General features: G+C 66.6%; 20 protein-coding genes. 12 read left to right on the plus strand and 8 right to left on the minus strand.

Features of this window, described 5'->3' with window-relative positions; all coding sequences use genetic code 11:
- Positions 1 to 30 precede the first annotated feature (30 nt).
- The gene (gene map, locus NNX34_RS07110; RefSeq protein ID WP_255765826.1) at positions 31 to 909 is read right to left on the minus strand and encodes a type I methionyl aminopeptidase; all 879 of its coding nucleotides are present in this window, start codon (positions 907 to 909) and stop codon (positions 31 to 33) included.
- Positions 910 to 1,045: 136 nt separating this feature from the next.
- Here map and NNX34_RS07115 point away from each other — a divergent pair, with 136 nt between their 5' ends.
- Entirely contained in the window at positions 1,046 to 1,207 is a 162-nt protein-coding gene (locus NNX34_RS07115; protein WP_229952289.1) for an SPOR domain-containing protein, read from the plus strand.
- 75 nt (positions 1,208 to 1,282) lie between these two features.
- Here NNX34_RS07115 and panB read toward each other — a convergent pair whose 3' ends face one another.
- Entirely contained in the window at positions 1,283 to 2,149 is an 867-nt protein-coding gene (panB, locus tag NNX34_RS07120; RefSeq protein ID WP_255765827.1) for a 3-methyl-2-oxobutanoate hydroxymethyltransferase, read from the minus strand.
- Between the two features lie 152 nt (positions 2,150 to 2,301).
- Here panB and NNX34_RS07125 point away from each other — a divergent pair, with 152 nt between their 5' ends.
- The 5 genes from NNX34_RS07125 to NNX34_RS07145 all read left to right on the plus strand — a co-directional run bounded on the left by NNX34_RS07125 (position 2,302) and on the right by NNX34_RS07145 (position 9,698).
- A complete protein-coding gene (locus tag NNX34_RS07125; protein ID WP_255765828.1) occupies positions 2,302 to 3,642 on the plus strand; it encodes a glutamine synthetase family protein in 1,341 nt (446 codons plus the stop codon).
- Between the two features lie 16 nt (positions 3,643 to 3,658).
- The gene (locus NNX34_RS07130; protein WP_255765829.1) at positions 3,659 to 6,673 is read left to right on the plus strand and encodes a bifunctional [glutamine synthetase] adenylyltransferase/[glutamine synthetase]-adenylyl-L-tyrosine phosphorylase; all 3,015 of its coding nucleotides are present in this window, start codon (positions 3,659 to 3,661) and stop codon (positions 6,671 to 6,673) included.
- 110 nt (positions 6,674 to 6,783) lie between these two features.
- Positions 6,784 to 8,244 (plus strand): amino acid ABC transporter substrate-binding protein/permease, encoded by a 1,461-nt coding sequence (locus NNX34_RS07135; RefSeq protein WP_255765830.1) that lies wholly within the window; start codon positions 6,784 to 6,786, stop codon positions 8,242 to 8,244.
- On the plus strand, positions 8,241 to 8,969 hold the full coding sequence (locus tag NNX34_RS07140) for an amino acid ABC transporter ATP-binding protein (protein WP_255765831.1): 729 nt from the start codon (positions 8,241 to 8,243) through the stop codon (positions 8,967 to 8,969). The genes NNX34_RS07135 and NNX34_RS07140 overlap by 4 nt, the downstream gene beginning before the upstream one ends.
- A 54-nt stretch (positions 8,970 to 9,023) precedes the next feature.
- Positions 9,024 to 9,698, plus strand: a complete 675-nt coding sequence (locus NNX34_RS07145; RefSeq protein WP_255765832.1) for an NUDIX hydrolase — start codon at positions 9,024 to 9,026, stop codon at positions 9,696 to 9,698.
- A 34-nt stretch (positions 9,699 to 9,732) separates the two neighbouring features.
- On the opposite strand, the gene NNX34_RS07150 is transcribed toward NNX34_RS07145, so the two are convergent.
- Together NNX34_RS07150 and NNX34_RS07155 are read right to left on the minus strand one after the other, a co-directional pair.
- A complete protein-coding gene (locus NNX34_RS07150) occupies positions 9,733 to 10,632 on the minus strand; it encodes an alpha/beta hydrolase fold domain-containing protein (protein ID WP_255765833.1) in 900 nt (299 codons plus the stop codon).
- Positions 10,632 to 11,309: an alpha/beta family hydrolase gene (locus NNX34_RS07155; protein ID WP_255765834.1), complete on the minus strand. Its 678-nt coding sequence runs from the start codon at positions 11,307 to 11,309 to the stop codon at positions 10,632 to 10,634. The genes NNX34_RS07150 and NNX34_RS07155 overlap by 1 nt, the downstream gene beginning before the upstream one ends.
- A gap of 262 nt (positions 11,310 to 11,571) precedes the next feature.
- On the opposite strand from NNX34_RS07155, the gene NNX34_RS07160 reads away from it, so the two are divergent.
- Both NNX34_RS07160 and NNX34_RS07165 read left to right on the plus strand, forming a co-directional pair.
- Positions 11,572 to 11,748: a hypothetical protein gene (locus tag NNX34_RS07160; protein WP_255765835.1), complete on the plus strand. Its 177-nt coding sequence runs from the start codon at positions 11,572 to 11,574 to the stop codon at positions 11,746 to 11,748.
- A gap of 128 nt (positions 11,749 to 11,876) precedes the next feature.
- Positions 11,877 to 12,530, plus strand: coding sequence for a hypothetical protein (locus tag NNX34_RS07165; protein ID WP_255765836.1), 654 nt, complete (start codon positions 11,877 to 11,879; stop codon positions 12,528 to 12,530).
- Between the two features lie 230 nt (positions 12,531 to 12,760).
- On the opposite strand, the gene glnA is transcribed toward NNX34_RS07165, so the two are convergent.
- Positions 12,761 to 14,185 (minus strand): type I glutamate--ammonia ligase, encoded by a 1,425-nt coding sequence (gene glnA, locus NNX34_RS07170; RefSeq protein WP_229952279.1) that lies wholly within the window; start codon positions 14,183 to 14,185, stop codon positions 12,761 to 12,763.
- 248 nt (positions 14,186 to 14,433) lie between these two features.
- Between glnA and NNX34_RS07175 the strand changes: the two genes are divergently transcribed.
- Together NNX34_RS07175 and NNX34_RS07180 are read left to right on the plus strand one after the other, a co-directional pair.
- A complete protein-coding gene (locus NNX34_RS07175) occupies positions 14,434 to 14,874 on the plus strand; it encodes an RDD family protein (protein ID WP_255765837.1) in 441 nt (146 codons plus the stop codon).
- Positions 14,875 to 14,912: 38 nt separating this feature from the next.
- The gene (locus NNX34_RS07180) at positions 14,913 to 15,974 is read left to right on the plus strand and encodes an NAD-dependent epimerase/dehydratase family protein (protein ID WP_255765838.1); all 1,062 of its coding nucleotides are present in this window, start codon (positions 14,913 to 14,915) and stop codon (positions 15,972 to 15,974) included.
- Between the two features lie 51 nt (positions 15,975 to 16,025).
- On the opposite strand, the gene NNX34_RS07185 is transcribed toward NNX34_RS07180, so the two are convergent.
- The 3 genes from NNX34_RS07185 to lipB all read right to left on the minus strand — a co-directional run bounded on the left by NNX34_RS07185 (position 16,026) and on the right by lipB (position 18,616).
- On the minus strand, positions 16,026 to 16,778 hold the full coding sequence (locus tag NNX34_RS07185) for a DUF4191 domain-containing protein (RefSeq protein ID WP_255765839.1): 753 nt from the start codon (positions 16,776 to 16,778) through the stop codon (positions 16,026 to 16,028).
- Between the two features lie 108 nt (positions 16,779 to 16,886).
- Positions 16,887 to 17,891, minus strand: coding sequence for a lipoyl synthase (gene lipA / locus NNX34_RS07190; protein WP_255765840.1), 1,005 nt, complete (start codon positions 17,889 to 17,891; stop codon positions 16,887 to 16,889).
- Positions 17,888 to 18,616, minus strand: a complete 729-nt coding sequence (lipB, locus tag NNX34_RS07195; protein ID WP_255765841.1) for a lipoyl(octanoyl) transferase LipB — start codon at positions 18,614 to 18,616, stop codon at positions 17,888 to 17,890. The genes lipA and lipB overlap by 4 nt, the downstream gene beginning before the upstream one ends.
- Before the next feature lie 146 nt (positions 18,617 to 18,762).
- On the opposite strand from lipB, the gene NNX34_RS07200 reads away from it, so the two are divergent.
- On the plus strand, positions 18,763 to 20,697 hold the full coding sequence (locus NNX34_RS07200) for a serine/threonine-protein kinase (protein ID WP_255765842.1): 1,935 nt from the start codon (positions 18,763 to 18,765) through the stop codon (positions 20,695 to 20,697).
- 48 nt (positions 20,698 to 20,745) lie between these two features.
- Positions 20,746 to 24,318 (plus strand): S41 family peptidase, encoded by a 3,573-nt coding sequence (locus NNX34_RS07205; protein ID WP_255765843.1) that lies wholly within the window; start codon positions 20,746 to 20,748, stop codon positions 24,316 to 24,318.
- Positions 24,319 to 24,499 lie beyond the last annotated feature (181 nt).

A 24,499-nucleotide genomic window follows, 5' to 3' on the forward strand; every position in this document is an offset into this window, starting at 1 on the left:
CAGTAGTAGTTCTGAGCTCGGGTCGGCGGATCAGGGAAGGGTCAGAACTTCGGCGCCGTCATCAGTGACGAGCAAGGTGTGCTCGAACTGCGCGGTGCGTTTGCGGTCCTTGGTGAGGACTGTCCAGTTGTCATCCCACATGTCCCACTCGATGGTGCCGAGAGTGAGCATAGGTTCAATCGTAAACACCATTCCCGGTTCCATCAGCCTGCTGTAGGCGGGCGCGGCGTCGTAATGCGGAATGATCAGGCCGGTGTGGAAGGCTTCGCCGACGCCGTGGCCGGTGAAGTCACGGACAACACCGTAGCCGAAACGCTTGGCGTAGGACTCGATGGTACGGCCGATGACATTGATTTCCCGGCCCGGGGCGACGGACTTGATGGCCCGGCGCAGGGATTCCTGGGTACGCTCCACCAGCAGCCGGGACTCGTCGTCGACGTCTCCGACGAGGAAGGTCCAGTTGGTGTCGCCGTGGACGCCGTTGATGTAGGCGGTGATATCGATGTTGATGATGTCGCCGTCCTGCAGCACCGTGGTGTCCGGAATGCCGTGGCAGATGACCTCGTTCACGGAGGAGCACAGGGACTTCGGGAATCCGCGGTAGCCCAGCGTGGAGGGGTAGGCATTGGAGTCCAGCAGGAACTGGTGGCCGATCCGGTCCAGCTCGTCGGTGGTGACGCCGGGAGCGATGTGCCGGCCGACCTCAACGATGGCCTGCGCGGCAATCCGGCTGGCGATCCGGATCTTCTCGATGGTTTCCGCGGACTTGACCTCGGACCCGGTGAACGGTGCGGGGGCTTCCCTGTCCACGTATTCGGGGCGGGGGATCGACGCCGGAACCCGGAGCCGGGGGCTCACGCTCCCCGGTGTCAGGTGTCCAGCAGGTGCAGTGGCAAGTTTCTGGGGCATACCATCGATCTTATCGCCAGCGTGCCCGACGCTGGGACGAGACGGCCGGCAGGGCAGGTCCGATCTACGCACAAAGCACACGCACGGGATACGCAAGGCATAAGCAAGTACCAAGGCACGTCAACAGGAGGACCCCATGGCCGATTACTGGTTCAACGTAGTGACCCACGAGGTGGAGGAGGGCCCGCAGTCGGACTGGACAAAGCTGCTGGGACCGTACCCCACCCGCGAGGAAGCCGAGCTCGCGCTGCAGAAGGTGCAGGCACGGAACAAGGCCTGGGACGCCGACGAAGACTAGGAGCTGCGCCGCCTAGGGGCTGTTTTCCCTAGGGGCTGTTTTCCCTAGGCGCAGCATCTCTTAGAAGCTGTGCCCCTAGAAGCTGTGTTCCGGGCCGGGGAAGGAACCGCTGCGTACCTCGGCGGCGTATTCCTTCGCCGCCCGGGACAGCTCGGTGCGCAGGTCCGCGAACGCCTTGACGAAACGCGGCTGCTTCCCGCCGCGCAGGCCGGCCATGTCCTGCCAGACCAGCACCTGCCCGGTGGTGGCGTTGCCGGCGCCGATCCCGATGGTCGGTACCCTCACCGCGGCGTCGACCTCCGCGGCGACGTCGGCGGGCACCATTTCCATCAACACGCAGAACGCCCCGGCCTCTGCGAGGGCGACGGCGTCCTGCACCACTGCGGCTCCCGCATCGCCGCGGCCCTGCACCTTGTAGCCGCCGAGCGCGTGCTCGGCCTGCGGAGTGAAGCCCACATGCGCCATGACCGGAATGCCTGCCGCCGTCATGGCACGGACATGGTCGACGTAATGCCGCCCGCCTTCCATCTTCACCGCATGGACCAGGCCTTCCTTCATGAGCCGCACCGAAGACTCGATGGCCTGGGCGGGGGAAACCTCATAGGAACCGAACGGAAGGTCGCAGACCACCAGCGAGTGGCTGGCTCCGGCCGTGACGGACCGGGCGAAGACGATCATCTCGTCCATGGTGATCGGCAGGGTGGTGGCGTGGCCCATCACGTTGTTCGCGGCCGAATCGCCCACCAGCAGCACCTCGATGCCGGCTTCGTCGAAAATGCCGGCGGCGTACTGGTCATAAGCGGTCAGCATGGCGAACCGGCCGCCGTTGTCCTTCAACTGCTGCAGGTGCGAGATGCGGATTTTCTTCAGCGCCGGAGCTTCAGGAACGGAGGGGTCCGCGGGATTGGCGGCGTACGGGGAGGGCTGTTCGGCACTGGTCATGCTTCGAGCCTACTAAACAACGCACCGCGGGGACCCGCCCGGCGGATTCGTTGCGGGGGATACCCGCGGGCTGCCGACCAAATCCTGCACACGTAGGTAGAGTGAAGAAGGTTTCACATGTCTCTGAGCCGTGTAGAGGAAAGAAGGTAAGGATGAACCGCCAGCAGGAATTCGTTCTGCGCACCATCGAGGAGCGCGATGTCCGGTTTGTGCGGTTGTGGTTTACCGACGTCGTCGGCCAGCTGAAGTCCGTGGCGCTGGCGCCGGCGGAAGTGGAAGGCGCCTTCGAGGAAGGCCTGGGCTTTGACGGTTCCTCGGTCGAGGGCCTGGCCCGGATCTTCGAGTCGGACCTGCTGGCCCAGCCCGACCCCTCCACCTTCCAGATCCTGCCCTGGCGCGGCGACGAGGAGCAGACCTCGCGGATGTTCTGCGACATCCTCACCCCGGACGGCCAGCCGTCGGCTGCCGACCCGCGGAACGTGCTCAAGCGCCAGCTGGCGAAGGCCGCGGACATGGGCTTCACCTGCTACACCCACCCCGAGATCGAGTTCTACCTGCTGAAGTCCGATGAACTCGGCGAAGACGGCCAGCCCGTTCCCGTGGACCAGGCCGGCTACTTCGACCACGTCCCGGGCGGCGTGGCGCAGGACTTCCGCCGCACGGCCGTGTCCATGCTTGAAGCAGTGGGCATCTCCGTGGAGTTCAGCCATCACGAGGCCGGGCCGGGGCAGAACGAGATCGACCTGCGCTATGCCGATGCCCTGCAGACCGCGGACAACATCATGACCTTCCGCACAGTGGTCAAAGAAGTCGCCTTGATGACCAACTGCTACGCGAGCTTCATGCCCAAACCCTTCTCGCATCATCCCGGTTCCGGCATGCACACCCACTTCTCCCTCTTTGAGGGCGACAGCAACGCCTTCTTCCAGGCCGGTGCCGAGTTCCAGCTCTCTACCACCGCACGCCAGTTCATGGCGGGCATCCTGCGGCACGCCCCGGAATTCACGGCCGTCACCAACCAGTTCGTGAACTCCTACAAGCGGCTTTGGGGCGGCGGTGAAGCCCCGAGCTACCTGTCCTGGGGCCACAACAACCGGTCCGCGCTGGTGCGGGTGCCGTTGTACAAGCCGAACAAGGGCCAGTCGGCACGCATCGAATACCGCGGCATCGACGCCGCGGCCAACCCGTACCTGTCCTACGCCGTCCTGCTCGGGGCCGGGCTGAAGGGCATCGAAGAGGGCTATGACCTGCCCCCCGGCGCCGAGGACGACATCGAGAGCCTGAGCGCCGCCGAACGCAGGGCCATGGGCCACGACCCGCTGCCGGCGTCCCTGCATGACGCCGTGCGTGTCATGGAGGAGTCCGAGCTGGTGGCCGACATCCTGGGCGAGCAGGTCTTCGAGAACTTCCTGCGGAACAAGCGTGCGGACTGGAACGAATACCGCCAGCAGGTGACCAGGTTCGAGCTGCAGAAGAACCTGGGCATCCTCTAGGAAAGGGCCGGCACCGATGAGCCTGACTCGACGGCTGATCGCCACGGGTTTCCGCGACCTGGAAAAAAGTACGCGGTTCCTGGCGGCTTCGGAGCTTGAGGGCATCGATGAGGACGCACTGTTCGCGGGGTTCAACTGCGCGGCGGATCCGGACCTGGCACTGCAGTCGCTGGTTCGGCTGATCGGCCGTGCCCCGGAGCTGGTGGAACTGGTCAACGGCGGCGCCGAGCGGAGCGAAGCCCTGTTCCGGCTCCTGGGGGCCTCCGATGCCCTGGCGGAGTTCCTGATGCGGCACCCCGGGGATGTCGGAGTGCTGCGCCGAGAGCTGCGCGCCGAACCGGGCAGCACCGATGAACCCACCCTGCGGGCCTCGCTGCTGGACGCCGTGCATGCGGGCAGCGGCGCAGCGCCCGTGGCCGGCCTGACGGGCACCGAAGCCTACGTGGCGCTGCGGTCCCGGTACCGCCGGCACCTGCTGGACCTTGCCGTGCGGGACCTTGGTGCGGCGTCGCCCACTGACTTCCTGCCTGCGGCTGGACGCGAACTCGCCGACCTGGCCGGCGCGGCCCTGGAAGCTGCGCTGGCGGTCTCCCGGGCGGAGCTGACGGCAAACTATCCGGCCGAAGAGATCTCCGCTGTACGCCTGGCCGTCATCGGGATGGGCAAGGCCGGCGCGCGGGAACTGAACTACATCTCCGACGTGGACGTCATCTACGTGATCGAAGCCTCCGGCCTGCCGGAAGAGCGGGCCTCCGCCATCGGCACGGCGCTGGCCGCCGGGATTTCCCGCGCCATCAACGCTTCGGCACCGGAGCCCCCGCTTTGGGAGGTGGATACGAACCTGCGCCCCGAGGGCAAGGACGGCCCGCTGGTGCGCACGCTGGACTCGCATCTGAACTACTACCAGCGCTGGGCGCACAGCTGGGAGTTCCAGGCGCTCCTGAAGGCCCGCGCCATGGCAGGGGACAGGGACCTGGGCCGGCGCTACGAAGAAGCCGTCGCCCCCTTGATCTGGAGCAGTTCCGAGCGGGACGGATTCGTGGAATCGGTGCAGGCCATGCGCCGCAGGGTCACCGACAATATTCCGGCCCACGAAGAGGCGCGGCAGCTGAAGCTGGGCAGCGGCGGACTGCGCGACGTCGAATTCACGGTCCAGCTGCTGCAGCTGGTGCACGGCCGGATCGATGAATCCCTCCGGGTGCGCACCACTACCGCGGCGATTGCCGCGCTCAGCGACGCCGGGTACATCGGGCGCACCGATGCCCGGGAACTGGACGAGTCCTACCGCTACCTCCGTGTCCTTGAACACCGCATCCAAATGGTCCACATGCGCCGGACCCACCTGATGCCCGAGGGTGAGGCCGCACTGCGGGCCCTGGCCAAGTCCAGCGCGGGATCCCTTTCGCTGGAGCGGCCCAGTGCCGAACGCCTGCGGGAGCAGTGGCAGCGCCGCAAGCGACTGGTACGGCGGCTCCATGAGAGCATCTTCTACCGCCCGCTGCTGAGCACCGCGGCGAACCTCAGCGCGGACGAGGTCCGGCTGACGCCCGAGGCCGCGCAGGCCCGCCTGGCCGCACTCGGCTACGCAGATCCCCGCGGGGCCATGCGCCACATCGAGGCTCTGACCGTGGGGGTCAGCCGCCGTGCCGCGCTGCAGCGGCAGCTCCTCCCGGTGCTGCTGGCGTGGCTGGCCGACGGCGTGGACCCCGACGCCGGCCTGCTGGGTTTCCGGCGGCTCAGCGAAAACCTGGGCGATACGCACTGGTACCTGGGCATGCTGCGCGATTCGTCGGCCGCGGGGGAGCGGCTGTGCTCCATCCTGTCCTCAAGCCGGTTCATTACCGACCTGCTGGAGGTTTCGCCGGAATCCACGTCCTGGCTGGCCTCCGACAAGGAACTGGTGCCGGCGTCGTTTGACACGCAGTGGCAGGAAATCCAGTCAAAGATGTCCCGCCACCCCCATCCCGCGGAGGCGATGCGGCTGATCCGGCTGATCCGCCGGCGGGAGATGCTGCGCATTGCCATCGCCGACAGTGCGGGCCTGCTCAGCCAGCAGGACGTCGGCCGTGCCCTGGCCGATGCTGACCGTGCCGCAGTCCTGGGGGCCCTGCACGTGGCGGAGTCCGAGGTATTCGGCGGCAGCGAGAAGCTCACCGATCTGCTGGTGGTCGCGATGGGGCGGCAGGGCGGACGCGAGATCGGCTACGGTTCCGACGCGGACGTGATGTACGTGCACCGCCCGCTGCCCGGTGCCGACCCGGCTGCAGCGCAGGCGCAGGCCGAGAAGGTCGTCTCCCAGATCTCCACCTTCCTGCAGCAGCCCTGCAGCCCGGCGGTCCAGGCCGAACGCCCGTTGGTTCTCGACGCCGGGCTGCGCCCCGAAGGACGGCAGGGGCCGATGGTACGCAGCCTGGAATCCTACGCCGGCTACTACGAGCGCTGGTCGGTGATCTGGGAGGCACAGGCCCTGCTGCGGGCACGTCCGATGGCCGGCAGCGATGCCCTTGCCGAAGAGTTCATGGCGCTGATCGATCCGGTCCGCTACCCGGATGCGGTTACGGTCAAGGACGTGCGGGAAATCCGCCGGATCAAGGCCAGGGTGGAAGCCGAACGCCTGCCCCGGGGCGCGGATCCCTCCCGCCAGCTCAAACTCGGACGCGGCAGCCTCAGCGACGTCGAGTGGCTGGTCCAGCTGCTCCAGCTGCAGCACGCACACCGGGTGCCGGAGCTGCGGACGACGGCGACACTTCCCGCGCTGGACGCGATCGAGGCAGCGGACCTGCTTCCCGCCGTCGACGTCGACACCCTCCGGCAGGCCTGGCTGCTCGCCAGCCGGGTCCGAAGCGCAAATGTGATCCGCGGCGGACGGAACCCCGATGTGCTGCCGTCCTCCCGCCGGGAACTGGACGCCGTGGCCCGCTGGTGCGGTTACGGCGCCGGCCAGGGCGGGGACCTGGAGGAGGACTATCTCAAGCTCACCCGGCACGCCCGGGCCGTTTTCGAACGGTATTTCTACGGATACGGGACCTAGCTCACGTCGCTGACGGCCCAATCGGTTCGTTGCATTGCCACTGCTCTAGGTACGCTCTATGAGGGTATTTGCGGCGTGTGCCGCAGTGATAGAGCTAGGAGACGTTTACTTTGCTTAGTGGCAAACGGGCCTTAAAGGGCCCGGCTAAACTGGCCGTACCGCTGACCACCTTCCTCGCAACCCTGGCTTTGCTGCTGGGGATACCTGCGGCCGGAGCCTCTGCAGCGGACGGCGTCGAGGGTGAGACCTTCGTCATCGGCACCGATACCACCTTCGCACCGTTCGAATTCCGTGAAAACGGCGAACTGGTCGGTATCGATATGGACCTTCTCAACGCAATCGCCGAGGAGGAGGGCTTCAATGTCGAAATCCAGTCCCTCGGCTTTGACGCGGCGCTGCAGTCGCTGCAGTCCAACCAGGTGGACGGCGTCATTGCCGGAATGTCCATCACGGATGAGCGCCGGCAGGTCTTCGACTTCTCGGATCCGTACTTCGAGTCCGGCATCCAGATGGCCGTCGCCGAGAACAACAACGACGTCAAGGGGTACGAGGACCTGCGCGGCAAGCGCGTAGCGGTCAAGACCGGCACGGAAGGGCAGACCTTCGCCGAGTCCATCAAGGACCAGTACGGCTTTGAGGTGGTTGCGTTCGCGCAGTCCGCCCAGATGTACGACGACGTCAAGGCCGGCGGCTCCGTGGCCGTGTTTGATGATTACCCCGTGCTTGCCTACGGCGTGGCCTCCGGCAACGGCCTGAAGACCGTCACCGAAAAGGAAGCCGGCAGCTCGTACGGATTCGCCGTGAACAAGGGTGCCAACCCCGAGCTCCTCACCGCCTTCAACGCCGGCCTCGCCGACCTGAAGGAAAGCGGCGAGTACGACGAAATCCTGGATACATACCTGGAAGCCGGCGCCAAGGACTCAAGCTTCTGGTCCCTCATCACGGACAACGGCCCGGCCTTCGCCAAGGGCATGGGCCTGACCCTGCTGGCAACCGCGCTGTCGTTGCTCTTCGCCCTCGTCCTGGGCGTGTTCTTCGGCTTCCTGAAGGTCGGCTCGTCAAAGATCCTGCGCGGCATCGCCACCGTGTACGTGAGCATCTTCCGCGGCACCCCGGTGCTGGTCCAGGCCTTCTTCTTCTACTTCGGCCTGCCGCAGATCATCGGCCAGCCGGTGGACGTACTTACGGCCGGCGTGCTGACGCTGAGCCTGAACGCCGGCGCCTACATGACCGAGATTGTCCGCGGCGGCATCCAGTCCGTGGATCCCGGCCAGATGGAAGCGGCACGCAGCCTCGGACTGGGCTACGGGAAGACCATGCAGAAGGTCATCATTCCCCAGGCCATCAAGATCATGACGCCTTCCTTCATCAACCAGTTCGTCATTACCTTGAAGGACACCTCCCTGCTTGCGGTTATCGGCTTTGCGGAGCTGACGTACCAGGGCCAGCAGATCTACGCGGTGAACTTCCGTACCGCGGAGGTCCTGATCATCGTGGCGGCCCTGTACTTCATCGTGATTACGCTGCTGACCAAGCTGGCGGACGTCCTGGATAAGAGGTTTAACAAGTGAGCAAGATCCAAACCATCGGACTCCGGAAGTCCTACGGATCCAACGAGGTCCTCAAGGGCCTGGACGTCAGTGTGGCCGAAGGCGAAGTGGTCTGCGTGATCGGCCCCTCCGGTTCCGGCAAGTCCACGTTCCTTCGCTGCCTCAACAAGCTCGAAGACATCACCGGCGGCACGGTGAAAGTCGACGGTTTTGACCTCACCGATCCGAAGGTGAACCTGAACGAGGTGCGCCAGCACATCGGCATGGTCTTCCAGCACTTCAACCTGTTCCCGCACATGAGCGTGCTGGACAACATCATGCTCGCTCCGGTGCAGCTGAAGAAGGCGCCGAAGGCCGAGGTCCGCAAGACCGCGCTGGCACTGCTGGACCGGGTCGGCCTGGCAGACAAGGCTGACGCACGCCCGGCTCAGCTGTCCGGCGGCCAGAAGCAGCGTGTGGCTATTGCCCGCGCGCTGGCCATGCAGCCGGACATCATGCTCTTCGACGAGGCCACCTCCGCCCTCGACCCGGAAATGGTGGGCGAAGTGCTCCAGGTCATCCGTGACCTGGCCCGGGAAGGCATGACCATGGTCGTTGTCACCCACGAAATGGGCTTCGCCCGCGAAGTGGCTGACCGCGTGATCTTCATGGCCGACGGCCACATCGTCGAAGAGAACACCCCGGACCTGCTCTTCGGCAGCCCGCAGGCCCCGCGCCTGCAGGACTTCCTGGCCAAGGTGCTCTAGCGCTCCACTCGACCCCCGCAGTGGCCGCCGCCGGTATTCGTTATGCTCTTATCAATGAGCGAACTAACCGGTACGGCGGCCACTGTCGTACTGCTGCGGGATTCCGACGCCGGCCCCGAGGTCCTGCTGCTGGAGCGGCCGACCGCGGGCTCCTTCGGCGGTGCCTGGGTCTTTCCCGGCGGCCGGGTGGACCCGGAAGACCGTGTCGAAGAAGAGCCCGAAGCAGAAGCCGCCCGGCGGGCCGGAGTCCGTGAAACCGCGGAAGAGACCGGACTCGCGCTGGACCCTGAGGATCTGGTGCCGCTTTCCTGCTGGATTCCGCCGGAAAACATCCCCCGTCGGTACCAGACATGGTTCTTTGCCGCGAAGGCTCCGGCCGGGGATATTCACCTCAATCCCGGGGAGCTGCTCAACCACGTGTGGCTCTTGCCTGCGGAAGCTCTGGACCGGCACCGCAACGGGCTGATGCAGCTGGTTGCACCGACCTGGGTCACGCTGCACTCCCTGACCTCCGATGCCTCCGCCGGTGCGGCCCTTGCCCGGCTCGCGGATGCCGACCCGGAAACCTTCCGGACCCGCCCCCTCACCGGATACGAGCCCGCGACCGTCCTTGCCTGGGCGGGCGACGAGGAGTACGACGGCGCGGGCGGTGCTTCGGGTGATGCCAGGCCGGCGCGGCACCGGCTCGTGATGGACAAAACCGGGTGGCGCTACGAGCGCACCCCTTAGCCCGTAGCTCCGGGACGGGACCGGAGCTGCTGGCTCAAGACCGCAGCAGCTCCAGTATCTTCTTCCGTGCGGCCCGCCCTTCAGGCACGGGAAGCAGCGGGTAAACATGGACCCCGCCGTCAGCGATGTGCAGCGAAACAGGGATGCCGGCAGACCTCATCCGGCTTTCCAGCCTGAGCACATCCGGGTAGGGCAGGTCATGGGTTCCGACAAACACATCCGTCGGCGGGAGCCCCGGCATTGTCCCGTTGACGGGACTGACCCGGGGATCAGCCAGGGGATCACCGGACGCCCAGGCACGTGCGGCAACCCGAAGCCCGGCACGGCTAAGCCACGGATCAACCGCTTCAACCGCGGCAAGCTCCGGATTTTCCATGGCCACGTCCACCCAGGGGGACAGCAGGACCAAACGCCGCGGCTGAGGCAGTGAATATTCCGCCAGCTGCTGGGCAAAGGCCAGGGCCAGTCCACCACCGGCTGAGTCGCCCATAAAAGCCACATTCTGGGAATCGAAGTCTTCAAGCAGGTTCCGGTACACGGCCGCCAGCAGTCCGGACGCATCCCGATGGCTGGATTCCGGTGCCAGCCCGTACAGCGGAACCTCCACCCGGTGGCCCGCTGCCGCCAGGCGGGCGATGAACCGCCAGTGCCAGGCGCTGATCGGGCTGATGTACGAACCGCCATGCAGGTACAACACCGCCTGGACGGCAGTTCCTGGCACGGAGCTGTCCTCGGCCCGGGGCAGCACCGAATAGCAGGAGAACCCCGCGACGCTCCTCTGCTCCACCCGGAACTTCCGCAACAGGCTTCGGGGAGGCAGGGCGGCCCGCTTGCGCCGCGCCAGTCTTGCCTCCGTGCGTTCCGCAGTGGCGCTCAGGGGCTTCCGAGTCAGCCGCAGATACGGCGCCAGGAGCTGCATCGGCAGGCTTGCCATCAAGTCCTCCCGGCTTCCGTGGCCCGGATAAACCGCAGGACCGGCTCAGCGAGTCCGGCACCGATGGCATCAGGCGTACGCTTCTGCCCGCGGATCTCAAAGGAGTGGTTGCCGCCTTCCACGCGCTGGACGTGCGCGTTCGGGCCGATCCGCTCGGCCACCGGCTCGAGTTCTCCCGGCAGGGCAAAAGTGTCACGGGTTCCCTGCAGGAACAGCATTGGCAGGGCCAGACCGTACAAATGCTCGTCGCGCAGCTTCTCCGGCTTGCCGGGCGGATGCAGAGGGTAGCCCAGGTACACGAGGCCGGCCGCAGGCATGCCCTCCGCCACCGCCATGGACGCCATCCGGCCGCCGAATGACTTCCCGCACGCCCAGACCGGCCCGCCGCCGTCGCGCTCCGCCGCCGCGGCCATAACGGCCTTCCACGTTTCGACGGCCACGGGAGCCCGGTCCGGGAACTTCTTCCCGGCTTCGCGGTACGGGAAGTTGAAGCGCAGGGTGGCCGCGCCGCCGTCGTTCAATGCGCCGGTAAACCCGGTGAGGAAGGGGTGCTCCATCCCGGTGCCGGCGCCATGGGCGACGACGACGGTCACCTCCGCGCCCGCGGGACGGGACAAAACGGCGGATACGGTCCCCTCGCCGACGGGAATGGACAGGTCAAGATGATCAACTTGCATGTGTTCAAACGTACTGCCATCCCGGGCCTCGCACCTTGAGCGCAGAAGGTAATACCACTAGAATGGAAAGCGGACAGGATCCGAAGGCCCCATAAGCGCAGCCGGTATCGGCACCACGCGCAGCCTCTCCTGAAATCCGCGGTCCGCCTTGGGCGACGAACCGCAACATCACCACTCCGGCACAGAAGCCACCGCTTTGCGGCACACCGATTCGTTGTGCCCGGAGTACCATCCCATGCCTCTCGAAGGGAGCATCAGCTATATGTTGAAGCACGTTGCAGTGACGCGCACCAGGACCACCACTTCACGATTCACCGCACAGGTCACGGCCATTGCCGCCGGATGTGCGCTGGTTGCCGGGGGAGTATCGGCGGCCGAAATCGCCATGCTGAACGCAGAACCGGCCCCGAGCCAGGTCATCGCCGAAGCAACCGCCTAACGCACAAGGCACAGCGCAGAAGAAGTCTCCGCCGTCGTTCCCGCCCGGGAATGGCGGCGTTTTTGCATTTCCGGACACCGGTGCTCTTCTAGAATGGAAAAACACCATTCCTACATCCGGGGAGCACCGTGCCCAGAGGCAAACACCATCCGCCGCGTCCCAAGCCGGCCAACAGCGAGGGCATGCTCATCGCCAATGACCTGAAGAAGGAGCGGGGCTGGACCGACGGGCAGATCAAGACCTTCCTGCCCGAACCGGACAAGACCGCACGGAACCCGTTTTCCCGCAAGGCAGCCCCCATGAAGCTCTACGCCCTGGAACGGGTTGTTGCCATCGAGGCCACACCGGAGTATGCCAAGGCCCGCGAAGCCTCACGCAACCGGCAGCTGGCGGCACGGGAACGTGCCCTGGTGAAGAAGAAGGCAGCGGTCGCCGTCGCCGAAGCGCTGGAGCTGCGCATTGTTCCCGAGCCGTGGGAAACCATGCAGCGCAAGGCGATCGGGCATTTCAACGGACGTCTCCGCGGCAAGCAGTCCCCGGCCAGCCTTTCCACGGCACCGTCGCGGCTGAACCGGCTGACCGTGAATTACCTGCGGCACCAGCAGACCTCCTACGAGGAGGAGCTCAAGGAATTCAAGGGCGTGGTGGGCGTCGGCGAGGCGTACCTGGTGGTCCGGAACCGCATCCTGGACCTGATTGCCGACACCTACCCGCAGCTCAAGGCCGAATGCGAGCGGCAGAAATTCGATGCACCGGAACTTCCCGACGGCGTGACGCTCTAGCCGCCGGGGGGCCTGCAGGTCCTGCAGAGGGTTCGGCCGCCGGCACAGCATCCCACGGAACGGTACGGATGTTTCCCGAAGTGGTTACAGCAGTCACGCCGGCCCCACTCCGTGGGACACCCTGCGGACGCCGACAAGCCCGAGGGAAGACAAAACCGCCCCCGCCCGGTGACGGGCGGAGGCGGTTGGGGTGTCCGGGCTGCGGCTGGAGGCTGCAGCTTGGAGGCGGATTAGACGCCGTAGTACAGCTCGAACTCGAACGGGTTCGGGCGCAGTGCCAGCGGCAGGATTTCGAATTCACGCTTGTACGAAATCCAGCTGTCGATCATGTCCTGGGTGAACACGCCGCCGGCCTGAAGGAACTCGTTGTCGTTCTCCAGGGCAACCAGTGCCTCTTCGAGCGAGGCCGGAGCCTTCTGGATGTGCTTGGCCTCTTCGGGCGGCAGTTCGTAGAGGTCCTTGTCGATCGGGTCTGCCGGCTCGATGCGGTTCTTGATGCCGTCCAGCCCCGCCATCAGCTGTGCGGAGAACGCCAGGTAAGGGTTGGAGGAGGGGTCCGGAGCGCGGAACTCGAGGCGCTTGGCCTTCGGGTTGGAACCGGTGATCGGGATACGGATAGCGGCGGAACGGTTGCCCTGCGAGTAGACCATGTTCACGGGAGCTTCGAAGCCCTTGACCAGGCGGCGGTAGGAGTTGACCGTCGGGTTGGTGAAGGCAAGCACGGCCGAGGCGTGCTTGAGCAGGCCGCCGATGTACCAGCGGGCCAGGTCGGACAGGCCGGCGTAGCCCTTCTCGTCGTAGAACAGCGGCACGCCGCCGTTCCACAGCGACTGGTGGCAGTGCATGCCCGAACCGTTGTCACCGAAGATCGGCTTCGGCATGAAGGTGGCGGACTTGCCCCAGGCATCGGCAACGTTCTTGACGATGTACTTGAACTTCTGCAGATCGTCTGCCGCGTGCGTCAGGGTGGTGAACTTGTAGTTGATTTCGGCCTGGCCGGCACCGCCGACCTCGTGGTGGGCACGCTCGACTTCGAGACCCACGTTGTCCAGCTCCACGCTGATGGCGTCGCGCAGGTCGGCCTGCTTGTCCACGGGTGCCACGGGGAAGTAGCCGCCCTTGTACGGGGTCTTGTTGCCCAGGTTGCCGCCCTCTTCCTCGCGGCCGCTGTTCCAGGGTGCCTCCTCGGAGTCCACCTTGTAGAAGCTGCCCTTGGGGGAGGACTCGTACTGGACGTTGTCGAAGATGTAGAACTCGGCCTCGGAACCGAAGAAAGCCGTATCGGCGATGCCGGTGGAGGCCAGGTACGCCTCGGCACGCTCGGCAACGCCGCGCGGGTCGCGGTGGTACGGCTCGCCGGTGCGGGGGTTCACGATCGAGAAGTTCAGCGCCAGGGTCTTCTCGATGCGGAAGGGATCAATAAACGCCGTCGTGACATCCGGGATGAGCTGCATGTCGGACTCTGCAATGCCCTGGAAGCCGCGGATGGACGAGCCGTCGAACAGCTGACCGTTGACGAAGAAATCGGCATCTACGGTTTTGGCCGGCACGTTGAAGTGCTGCTGCACTCCGGGTACGTCGGTGAATCGGATGTCGACGAACTTCACTTGCTCGTCAGCGATGAACCTGAGGACTTCGTCCGCGTTCTTGAACATCGTTTATGTACTCCTATACAACTGTTTGGGTGGAAGACCTCGGGCTGCAAGACCTGGCTGGCGCCGGGCCCTTTGAACGTTCCGGCGCCTCACCATGACCCTAAAGGGGCCGGGTTTCCCGGCGGTGACACATGTGTTTCCGGTACGTTACGCAGTCGATGGTCTCCCTTCCACCCTATCCGCATCCTCGGGGGACAGTGATAATGGAGTGTTTATTTCCGCCGCTGCCACCCGGGTAGTCTTTAACCGTGGTCGATAGAAGCGATATAGGTTCCTGGCTGGAAGGCCCTCCCTCCGATGAGAACACGTGGCCGGGCAAACGCCTCGGCCGCCCGCGTACCGGCCCGGGGTCCATTGCGCGCGTAGGCCCCCGCCTGGGTGCCTTGGTGATCGACTGGGCCATCGCTTCGCTCATTGCCTACTGGCTCTTCGGCGGAGATGACTTCGCCATCCTGGCGATCTTCGCCGTCGAGCAGATCCTGCTCGTCAGCCTGCTCGGTTACAGCATCGGGCACCGTGTGTTCAGCCTGCAGGTGCAGAAAATGGACGGCCGCGCGGCGGGAATTCCGGCAGCGATTGTCCGCACGCTGCTGCTGTGCCTGGTGATTCCGGCGGTGGTGTTCGACGCCGACCAGCGGGGCCTGCACGACCGGGCCCTGGGTACCGTGCTGGTGAAGGTTAAGCACTAGGCTTCCCGGAACTGCAGGAATCTGGCAGATTCCTGCATATGAAACTACTGATTCTCGGCGGAACCGCCTGGCTTGGACATCAGACCGCCGCCGCCGCGCTGGCCGCAGGCCACGACGTTACGTGCGCCGCCCGCGGAAGCTCCGGCGAGCCGCCGGCTGGAGCGGATTTCCTTCGGGTGGACCGGGACGCCGACGACGGCCTCGCAGCCGCCGCAGGGGAGCACTGGGACGCTGTCATCGACGTCTCCCGCCAGCCCGGACAGGTGCGACGCTCCGTCCGCGACCTGAGGTCCGGCGGGTGCTTCTATGTGTTGGTCTCCACCGGCAACGTCTATGCCAGTCAACGTGAACTCGGCCAGGCGGAGGACGCCCCGCTGCTGGCACCCCTGGCGGCGGACGTCATGGACAGCATGGAAAGCTACGGTCCCGCCAAGGTCGCCTGTGAGCAGGCCGTCGCTGCAGGCTTCGGTGCCGGCTCCCATGCCCTGGTCCGCGCCGGGCTGATAGGCGGCCCGGGGGATACCTCGGGGCGCAGCGGATACTGGCCGCTGCGGTTCGCCCAGGGCGGGCCTGTCCTCGTGCCGGACGTGCCGAACCACCCTACGCAGCTCATCGACGTCCGGGACCTGGCGCAATGGCTCGTGCGGGTGGCTGAGCAGCGGACCGCCGGAGTGTTCAACGCCGTGGGGGAGACAGCGCCGTTCACGGAGCACCTGGCCGAGGCAGCGGCGGCAGCAGGAGCCGGGGAGCCACCTGCACGGAACTCACGGGTAGCGGACCCGGCCCCTCCGCGGATCACCGTCCCGGCAGCGCCGCAATGGCTCCGTGAGCAGGGCGTGAACGAGTGGTCCGGCCCCCGGTCGCTGCCGCTCTGGTTGGAAGACCCGGACTGGCACGGCATGAACGCCCGGTCCAATGCACGGGCGCGTTCCGCCGGACTACGCCTCCGGCCGCTGCGGCAGACGCTCAAGGACACCCTCGCCTGGGAGGAAGCCGCCGGCGTCGGACGTCCGCGCGGCGCGGGACTCACCCCGGCGGAAGAACGCGACCTGCTGGCCCGGCTCGAGGACGCGAACGCCCTGCTGCCGGAAGGGAGCTAAGGCCAAAACAAAAGGGCCCCCGGTAAAGGGGCCCTTTTGGTGGAGAATCGGCTAGCGTCCGCGGGTTGCCTTGCGGTCCGGACGGGCACGGTAGGGGTCGATGCCCTTGGGGATCGGCAGCCGGGTGCCAAGCGCGGAGAGTCGCTTGTTGACGGTCGCGACTTCCTGCTTGGTCAGTGCCTTGGGAAGCTTCTTGGCTGTGGTGGCCACCTTGGACAGCGGAACCTGGCCTTCGCCGCGGCCGGTCTGGATGACTGTGATCGGAACCTTGGGGACGATCCGGTTCATCCGCCGGCGTTCGCCGTCGGCAAGTGCCTTGGCGCGGGCGGGCGAGCCTTCGGTGACCAGGACGATGCCGGGACGGCCGATGGCCCGGAACACGGCTTCCTGGGTGCGGGGGTTCACGGCGACGGGCTGTTCCTCAAGGATCCAGCCGCGGCGCAGCACGCTCAGGGCGGCGCCGGAGGCTCCCGGCTGGCCTTCAATCTGCGTGAATGCCGCCCGCTCTGCACGGCGGGACAGGATGAACACTGCCGCGAGCAGGCCGAGCGGGATGGCGATGATGAGCATCGTGATCCAGTTGTCGATCAGGAAGCCGATCAGCAGGCCCACGGCGATGATGCCGAGGAACGCGCCGAGCATCAGCCATACGACGTTGGGGTCATTGCGCCGGGTCATCTTGAAGACCTGGGCAATCTGCTTCATGCGCCCTTCCTTCTTGGGCTTCTTTTCCCCCTTCGGCTTGCGGGAAAAGACGCCTTTGCGGGCGCTCTGGGATGCGTCTGAATCGGTGCTTTTGGCCATAATGAGTTCATTCTACGTGATGTAAGGCGTGCGGTTAGGAAGGCTGCACGGTTGGGCGGCAGTCGGGGAGGCAGGGGGCGGCGCAGTGCCCGGGGAACCGGGCCGCCGTCACCCGCGGGCGAGGATGGAGGAGGCCTCCTGGAGCGTGCTTCCCGAATCCTCGATGTGCGCCAGCTGCGGAGGCAGCTCGCGCCCCTTGCGCCGCATGGCCCCCGCCCAAAGCCTCCCGGCACGGTAGGAGGAGCGCACCAGCGGCCCGCTCATGACGCCGAGGAAACCCAGTTCCTCGGCTTCGGTGCTGATCTCGACGAATTCCTGCGGCTTGACCCAGCGGTCCACCGGCAGGTGGCGTTCGCTGGGGCGCAGGTACTGGGTAATGGTGATCAGGTCGCACCCGGAGTCCCGCAGGTCCTTCAGGGCGCCCGAGATTTCCGCTCGGGTCTCACCCATGCCCAGGATCAGGTTGGACTTGGTGACCATGCCCATGTTCTGGCCCTGGGTGATGACGTCAAGGGACCGTTCGTAGCGGAAGGCGGGGCGGATGCGCTTGAACAGGCGCGGAACCGTTTCCACGTTGTGGGCGAAGACCTCGGGCAGGGCTTCGCAGATGTCGATGATGTGCTCCACTTTCCCGGAGAAGTCCGGAATCAGGATCTCGACGCCGGTGCCGGGGTTCAGCTCGTGGATTTTCCGGATCGTTTCGGCATAGAGCCAGACGCCCTCGTCTTCGAGGTCGTCGCGGGCCACGCCGGTGACCGTGGCGTAGCGCAGGTTCATCTGCTGGACGGAGCGTGCCACCTTGGTGGGTTCCATCAGGTCCAGCGGCGAGGGCTTGCCGGTGTCGATCTGGCAGAAGTCGCAGCGCCGGGTGCATTCGGACCCGCCGATGAGGAACGTCGCTTCGCGGTCCTCCCAGCATTCGAAAATATTGGGGCAGCCCGCTTCCTCGCAGACGGTGTGCAGGCCTTCCTTCTTCACCTGCTTCTTCAGCTCAACGTATTCAGGGCCCATGTTTACCTTGGCCTTGATCCATTCGGGCTTTCGTTCCACGGGGACGGCGGCGTTGCGCTGTTCAATGCGCAGCAGGCGCCGGCCTTCAGGGGCGAGGGTCACAGCAGGGCTCCTTTCGGCCGGCCGCCGGCAGGGACGGCGCCGATGCCGGGGAAGTTCTTCGAGGGGGTGGTGCCGGTCAGGTCCGCCTCGCGGGCGGCAAGTTCGTCTTCCACGCGGGCGACGACGTCGGCCGGGGACACTGCTTGTCCCGTCTCGACGCTGATCGACGTGGTTCCCGCGTCGCTGATGCCGCAGGCGATGATCTGGCTGTAGGGCGCCAGATCATTGCTGCAGTTCAGCGAGAATCCATGCATGGTGACACCCTCGTGGACGCGGATACCGACGGCTGCAATCTTGCGGTCCGGACGCCCGAAAGGTTGCCCGTCTCCGCGGATCCACACCCCCGAACGCCCTTCGACCCGGACGCCGGGGATTTTGTAGTCCTGCAGCACGCTGATGACCGCCGCTTCCAGGGCGTCAACATAGGCCAGCACGCGCGCGGGATCGGCGAGCTTCAGGATCGGATATCCCACGAGCTGTCCCGGACCGTGCCAGGTCAGCTTCCCGCCCCGGTCCACGTTGACCACTTCAGTTCCGTCGAAAGGCCGCTCGTGCGGCTCGGTACGCCGTCCGGCGGTATATACGGGGGTGTGCTCAAGCAGCAGCACCGTGTTCGGCGCCTTGCCCTCACGTACCTGCCGGTGCAGTTGCTGCTGGAGGTTCCAGCCTGCTGAATATTCCACGTAGTGCGGAGACAGGCCTACGCGGGTGAACTCCAAAGCCATGGCCACTAGCCTAGACCCCCGCAGACGTAATGTGGACCACACTTCAGGCCTGCCCGGCCAGGGGCGTTTTCCTGGTCTTCCCGCGGTCCCCCCTACCTTGTGGATAACTGCTCCGCGGTCCGTGTGGAGGGTAAGAATTTGCTTTCATGGACACGACTCAGCCGGCGGAACATCCCGCGGCCAGTGGCGGAAATCCGGTACCTCCCGCACCCGAGGTGCCCGGTTTCCGGATAGAGCGATTGCTGGGAGTAGGCGGCAGCGCTGCCGTGTGGCTGGTGCGTGACGACGACGGCGCTCCGTTCGCGCTGAAAGTCCCGGCAACCGGGGGAGGCGGGGCGTTGAACGCCTTCGAAGCCCGACGGGAGGTCAATATCCTCGCCCGCCTGGAGCACCCGCATCTGCTGCGGATGTACGCGGTGGTCGAGACGAATCACGGTGCGGGCCTCATCTGCGGATACGCGGCCGGCGGCAGCGCTGCGGGTCTGGTGGCTGCCCGGGGTCCGGTCCGGCCCGGAGAGGCGGTCAGCATCCTCGTGGGGATAGCCGAAGCCCTGGGGTACCTCCATGCCCGGGGTGCGGCACACGGAGACGTATCACCGGGAAACATCCTGTTCACTTCCGAGGGCAGGCCGCTGCTGGCGGATTTCGGCTCGGGACGGCTGCTGGGAGAGCCCGGGGCACGGCGCCTGGGGACACCCGGGTTCTCTGCGCCGGAGAGCACGGACGCCGCAGAGCCGGCGCTGGGGGCGGCAATGGATATGTATGCGCTGGCCGCCGCGGGCTGGTTTCTGCTGACCGGGCGGACTCCTCCGCCCAGCCGTGACCGTCCCCCGCTGTCGATTCTGGTTCCGGGCGTCGGCCGGGAGCTGCCGGCCCTGCTGGAAGCGGGATTGGCGGAGGATCCTGCCGAACGGCCCGCAGCCGACGAATTTGCGGCGGCAGCGTTCCGGAGCGCTCCTGCGCTGCCGGTAGACCTGGTGGCCGCCGTCCATCCGGACGTTCATCCGGAGCTGCTGACGCGCCGTACCGGTTCCGCCGGAGCCGGGACGGAGAAACGGAAGCGCTGGCGGGGTAAGCGGGGTCCGTCCGGTGTAGCTGGAGGACGGGAACCGGAAGGGGGACGCAGCAGGGCGCTGGGACGAAGGCAGGGGCGCGGACGAGGGCAGGCGCGGGGAATGGCCCGGATGCCGGGTGCGGCAGGGAGGGGCTGGTGGGGGAATGCCCGGTGGGGAAGCGGCAGGCGGGGGAACGCTTTGCCAGGGGGCGGGCCTGACGCGGATCGGGCACCGGTGGTTCGGGAGCGGAGCGTCGAAGAGAATGCCGCCCGGGGCCAGGCACCGGGGACCCGCAGGGACGGTCGGCACGCTCAACGCGGCCGCGGGTCCCGTAGTTCCCCCATGGGAAGCATGGTGCTCCCCGTGGCAGCCGCGGTGGTGGTTGTTGCGGTCCTGCTTCTTGCCGGGATAGCGCTCGCCGCCCCTGATCTCCTGCGTGCCCGTGGTGCCGGTGCCGGTGCCCCGGATAATCCACCCGGCGGTTCCCAGGGGGCTGCCCGGGGCACTTCCGCTCCTTCGCCCGCTCCTGCCCCGACACCAACGCCGGAAGCTTCAACGCCGGAAGTTCCAACACGGCCCGCACCGGGGGGACCCGCAGAAACCGTGGAGTCACTCCGGGCAGTGACTGCGGCGGAGGATCCGGCACAGGCCCTGCCCGCGCTCGCCGAACTGCGGAGCAGGGCCTTTGCCAGTGCGGACCCGTCGCTGCTTCAGTACGTGAATGCACCGGGGTCGGAAGCGCTGCAGGCCGATCAGGAGCAGGTTGCGCGGCTCGCTACTGAAGGGCATGCCCTGTCCGGACTGGTCATGGAGGCAGCCGTGGTGGACGGCAGCGGGGCTGCCCCGGCGGCGCAGGGAACGGCAACGGCGGAGCTGCGCGTTCGGTTGCGGGTATCCGGCTACACGCAGGTGGACAGCGCCGGTGCGGTGCTGCGTCACGGGCAGGCACAGCAGCAGGAGGTGCTGCTGATGCTGGTGCGAAGCGGGGGAGAATGGCGGATCAGCCGCATCCTGGCTCCGCAATGAGGCAGCAGCCTACACGGACAAGGCAGCGGCGAAAGATAGGATCGTCCCATGAGTCCAACTGCATACCTCCGTTACCCCGATCTGCACGGGAACCTCGTCACCTTTGTCGCCGAAGACGATGTCTGGATGGCTCCCGTGGGCGGTGGCCGCGCCTGGCGGGTCTCCGCGATGCAGCTGCCGGCCCGTAGCCCGAAGTTCTCCCCGGACGGAACCCGGCTTGCCTGGCAGGTGGTCCAGGGCGGTGCACCGGAAATCGTCACGGCAGACGTTGACGGCGGGAACTTCCGGCAGCTGACCTTCTGGGGCAGCCAGAGCACGCGCCTGAAGGGATTCAACTCTGCCGGAGCGGCCATTGCCACGTGCTCCGTGGAACAGGAGGATAATCGGCTCCGCTGGGCCTTCGCGGTTCCTCTCGACGGGTCGGCGCCGGTCAAGCTTCCGTACGGCCCGGTGGAAACCATTGCCGAGGGCCCCGCAGTCGGCGATGAACGCCCGATGGTGATCGGCAGCCTGCTCACCCGGGAGCAGGCATGGTGGAAGCGCTACCGCGGCGGCACCGCAGGAAAGCTCTGGATCGACGCCGACGGCAACGGGGAATTCCTCCGCCTCGTCCCGGAACTGGACGGCAATCTGTCGGACCCGATGTGGATCGACGGCCGGGTGGTCTTCCTTTCGGACCACGAAGGCTACGGCAACCTCTACTCGGTGACACCCCAGGGGGAGGATCTCCGCCGGCACACCGACTTCGAAGGATTCTATGTTCGGCACGCCTCCTCCGACGGCAGCCGCATCGTGTTCGAATCCGCAGGACGCATCTGGCTCCTGTCCTCGCTGGACGCCGAAGCAGAGCCGCTGGACATCGTCCTGGGCTCAGCCGGCACTGCCCGCCGGCCGCGTCCGCTCAACGTCGCAAAGCACCTGTCAGCGGTTGTTCCCGATACCAAGGGAACCGCCAGCGTGGTGGAGAGCCACGGAACCCTGCACTGGCTGACCCACCGGGACGGGCCGTCGCGCGTGATCGAGGCAGATTCGACCGTCCGCGCCCGTCTGGGCAGGCCGTTGGACGGGTCCCGTGCCGTGTACGTGGCGGACCGCGGCGGCGAAGAAGCGATCTACATCAAGGACGTTTTCGCCGAGCTCGGCACGGTGGCGGCCAGTCCGGCTGCCACGGAACGAGTCACCGGAGGGATTCCGGCTGCCGGCGCCGGTGAGGGCAACGGTTTGGTTCTGCCCAGCCCGGTGTCCGCTTCCGGAGCTGCCGTTTCGGCCGCCCGGGAAACCGGTATCAGGGAACCGGGGCACGACGTCGGGACGGAGGGCGCCGAATCGGCACCTACAGGAGCGCCGGAGGCTGGGGCAGCTGCCGCGACCATCCGGGTAGGGTTCGACCGCCCCACCCGCGTCAGCCAGCTCGTTGCCAGCCCGGACGGACAGCACGTGGGCGTCTCCACCGAATACGGTGAAGTGTTTGTGCTGGACGTGGCCACCGCCGAGCTGTTCCCCGTTGCGTCTTCCGATTTCGGGGCCGTCGACCAGCTGGCTTTCTCCCCGGACTCGCAGTGGCTCGCCTGGGCTGAACCGTCCAGCGGCGAAGGCCGGTCGCGGATACGCCTGCGGTCCGTGCGGGATACAGCAGCGCCCGTAGTGGATATAACCGACGGCCGGTTTAGCGACCATGATCCTTCGTTTACCACCGACGGCCTTTATCTGGCGTTCCTTTCGGAGCGCAGCTTCGACCCGGTGTACGACACCCACCGGTTCGACCTCAGCTTCCCGTCCTCCACCAAACCCTTCCTGGTGGCACTGGCCGCCGGGACGCCGTCGCCGTTCGGGCCGTCGGTATCCGGCACTTCCCCCGCAGCCTCCAAGAACACGGCGGCGTCCGGAACCGAGGCAGACGCGCCGCAGGACACGGTGCCGCCGGTGCAGGTGGACGCCGAGCGGATCGGTGACCGCCTGATTGCCGTGCCGGTGCCCCAGGGACGCTACGAAAAGCTCCGGGCCGCAGAGGGCGGACTTCTCTGGCAGTCCTCGGATATCTACGGGGTGACCGGCGACGGCCGCGCATCGGCAGCAGACCGTGATCCGGCCGCCAGGCTGGAGCGCTTTGACCTGGAGAAGAAGGACGTATCGGTCCTGGTTCCGGCGCTGGACGATTTCGAAGTCAGCGGCGACGGCACCAAGGTGGTGCTGAAGCACGAAGGCAGCGTCCGCATGGTTCCAGCAGTTTCCCGGGTGGAAGAGGACTCGGCCGAGAACATCCGCGTGGACCTGGAACGGATCCGGATACGGATCGATCCCGTGAAGGTGTGGGGACAGGCCTTTGATGAGGCCTGGCGCCTGCAGCGTGACTTCTTCTGGGCACCGGACATGGGCGGGCTCGATTGGGACGGTGTCCACGCCAGGTACCGGCCGCTGGTCCAGAACCTCGGAAGCCATGACGACCTCGTGGACCTGCTCTGGGAAATGCACGGGGAACTCGGTACGTCCCACGCCTATGTCACTCCCGTTCCGGTCACCGAGCAGGGCTCGGGCGGTCAGGGTTTCCTCGGTGCGGATCTGCGCCCCGGCGCCGGCGGCTGGGAAGTGGTGCGGATCCTCGGCGCCGAGTCCTCAGACCCCGCGGCCACGTCTCCCTTGACTGCGCCGGGTGCCGACGTCCACCTCGGTGACGTCATAGCCGCAGTGGACGGGCAGCCGGTTCCCCCGAACGAGGGACCGGCCGTCCTGCTCGCCGGAGCAGCCGGCAGGACGGTCGAACTGACCGTTGTGTCCGCCGGCAGCGACGGCGCGCCGGAACAGCGGCGGATCGCCGTCGTTCCGCTGCGAAGCGAGGAACGCCTGCGTTACCAGAACTGGGTCAGTGCCAACCGGCGCCTCGTGCGGGAAGCCTCCAACGGTGAGTTCGGCTACCTGCATATCCCCGACATGATGGCCAACGGGTGGTCCCAGCTGCACCGGGACCTGGACCAGGAAGCATCCCTGCGGGGCCTGGTGGTCGACGTCCGGCGGAATCGGGGCGGACACACGTCCCAACTGGTTGCCGAGCTGATCGGCCGGAAAGTCACGGCATGGAGCGTTCCCCGCGGCGGCGCTCCCACCCCCTACCCGGCGCATGCACCGCGCGGTCCCGTAGTGATCCTGACGGATGAATTCGCCGGATCCGACGGCGACATCGTCACCCAGGTGTCCAAGCTGCGCGGCATCGGCCCCGTCGTGGGCACGCGGACCTGGGGCGGCGTCGTCGGAATCGACGGACGTTTCAACCTGGTCGACGGAACGGTGGTGAACCAGCCGCGGCACGCCTACTGGTTCACGGGCGGTGTCGGCTGGGACGTGGAAAACCGCGGGGTGGAGCCGGACATTGAGGTGGCCTTCCCGCCGCACGCCTATGTGGCTGGGGACGACCCGCAGCTGGAACACGGCGTGGGCATCCTGCGCGAAATGCTGTCCGAGCTGCCTACGGACGAACCGCCGGCCATGTCCGGCTACCGTAACCTCCAGCCCGCTCCGTTGCCGAAGCGGCCCCAGGAGCACACGGAAGAGGCGGACCCGTCCTTGCCTGCACCGGTGAGTGCAGGTGCGGGAGCGGACGCAACGAGCCGGGACAGCCGGCACTAGTCACCACACCCGGTTGATCGGCCCGGACCGCTGCACCAGCGGTCCGGGCCGATCCGGACGGCGCCCGGTCAGGGAACGCGGCGGGCGGAGACAGACCCAATCGGCGCCGCACAGTGGATCTAGGCCTGCCGGCCGTTGAAGGCGGGAAAAGGCAGGAGTAACCTCAAAAACGGGTCTTTTC

It is taken from the genome of Arthrobacter sp. zg-Y1116 (assembly GCF_024385485.1).
Lineage (GTDB): Bacteria > Actinomycetota > Actinomycetes > Actinomycetales > Micrococcaceae > Arthrobacter_B.

Coding starts and splice junctions, on each gene's coding strand:
- map (WP_255765826.1), bottom strand. CDS start 909: ATGCCCCAGAAACTTGCCACTGCACCTGCTGGACACCTGACACCGGGG.
- NNX34_RS07115 (WP_229952289.1), top strand. CDS start 1,046: ATGGCCGATTACTGGTTCAACGTAGTGACCCACGAGGTGGAGGAGGGC.
- panB (WP_255765827.1), bottom strand. CDS start 2,149: ATGACCAGTGCCGAACAGCCCTCCCCGTACGCCGCCAATCCCGCGGAC.
- NNX34_RS07125 (WP_255765828.1), top strand. CDS start 2,302: ATGAACCGCCAGCAGGAATTCGTTCTGCGCACCATCGAGGAGCGCGAT.
- NNX34_RS07130 (WP_255765829.1), top strand. CDS start 3,659: ATGAGCCTGACTCGACGGCTGATCGCCACGGGTTTCCGCGACCTGGAA.
- NNX34_RS07145 (WP_255765832.1), top strand. CDS start 9,024: ATGAGCGAACTAACCGGTACGGCGGCCACTGTCGTACTGCTGCGGGAT.
- NNX34_RS07150 (WP_255765833.1), bottom strand. CDS start 10,632: ATGGCAAGCCTGCCGATGCAGCTCCTGGCGCCGTATCTGCGGCTGACT.
- NNX34_RS07155 (WP_255765834.1), bottom strand. CDS start 11,309: ATGCAAGTTGATCATCTTGACCTGTCCATTCCCGTCGGCGAGGGGACC.
- NNX34_RS07160 (WP_255765835.1), top strand. CDS start 11,572: ATGTTGAAGCACGTTGCAGTGACGCGCACCAGGACCACCACTTCACGA.
- glnA (WP_229952279.1), bottom strand. CDS start 14,185: ATGTTCAAGAACGCGGACGAAGTCCTCAGGTTCATCGCTGACGAGCAA.
- NNX34_RS07180 (WP_255765838.1), top strand. CDS start 14,913: ATGAAACTACTGATTCTCGGCGGAACCGCCTGGCTTGGACATCAGACC.
- NNX34_RS07185 (WP_255765839.1), bottom strand. CDS start 16,778: ATGGCCAAAAGCACCGATTCAGACGCATCCCAGAGCGCCCGCAAAGGC.
- lipB (WP_255765841.1), bottom strand. CDS start 18,616: ATGGCTTTGGAGTTCACCCGCGTAGGCCTGTCTCCGCACTACGTGGAA.
- NNX34_RS07200 (WP_255765842.1), top strand. CDS start 18,763: ATGGACACGACTCAGCCGGCGGAACATCCCGCGGCCAGTGGCGGAAAT.
- NNX34_RS07205 (WP_255765843.1), top strand. CDS start 20,746: ATGAGTCCAACTGCATACCTCCGTTACCCCGATCTGCACGGGAACCTC.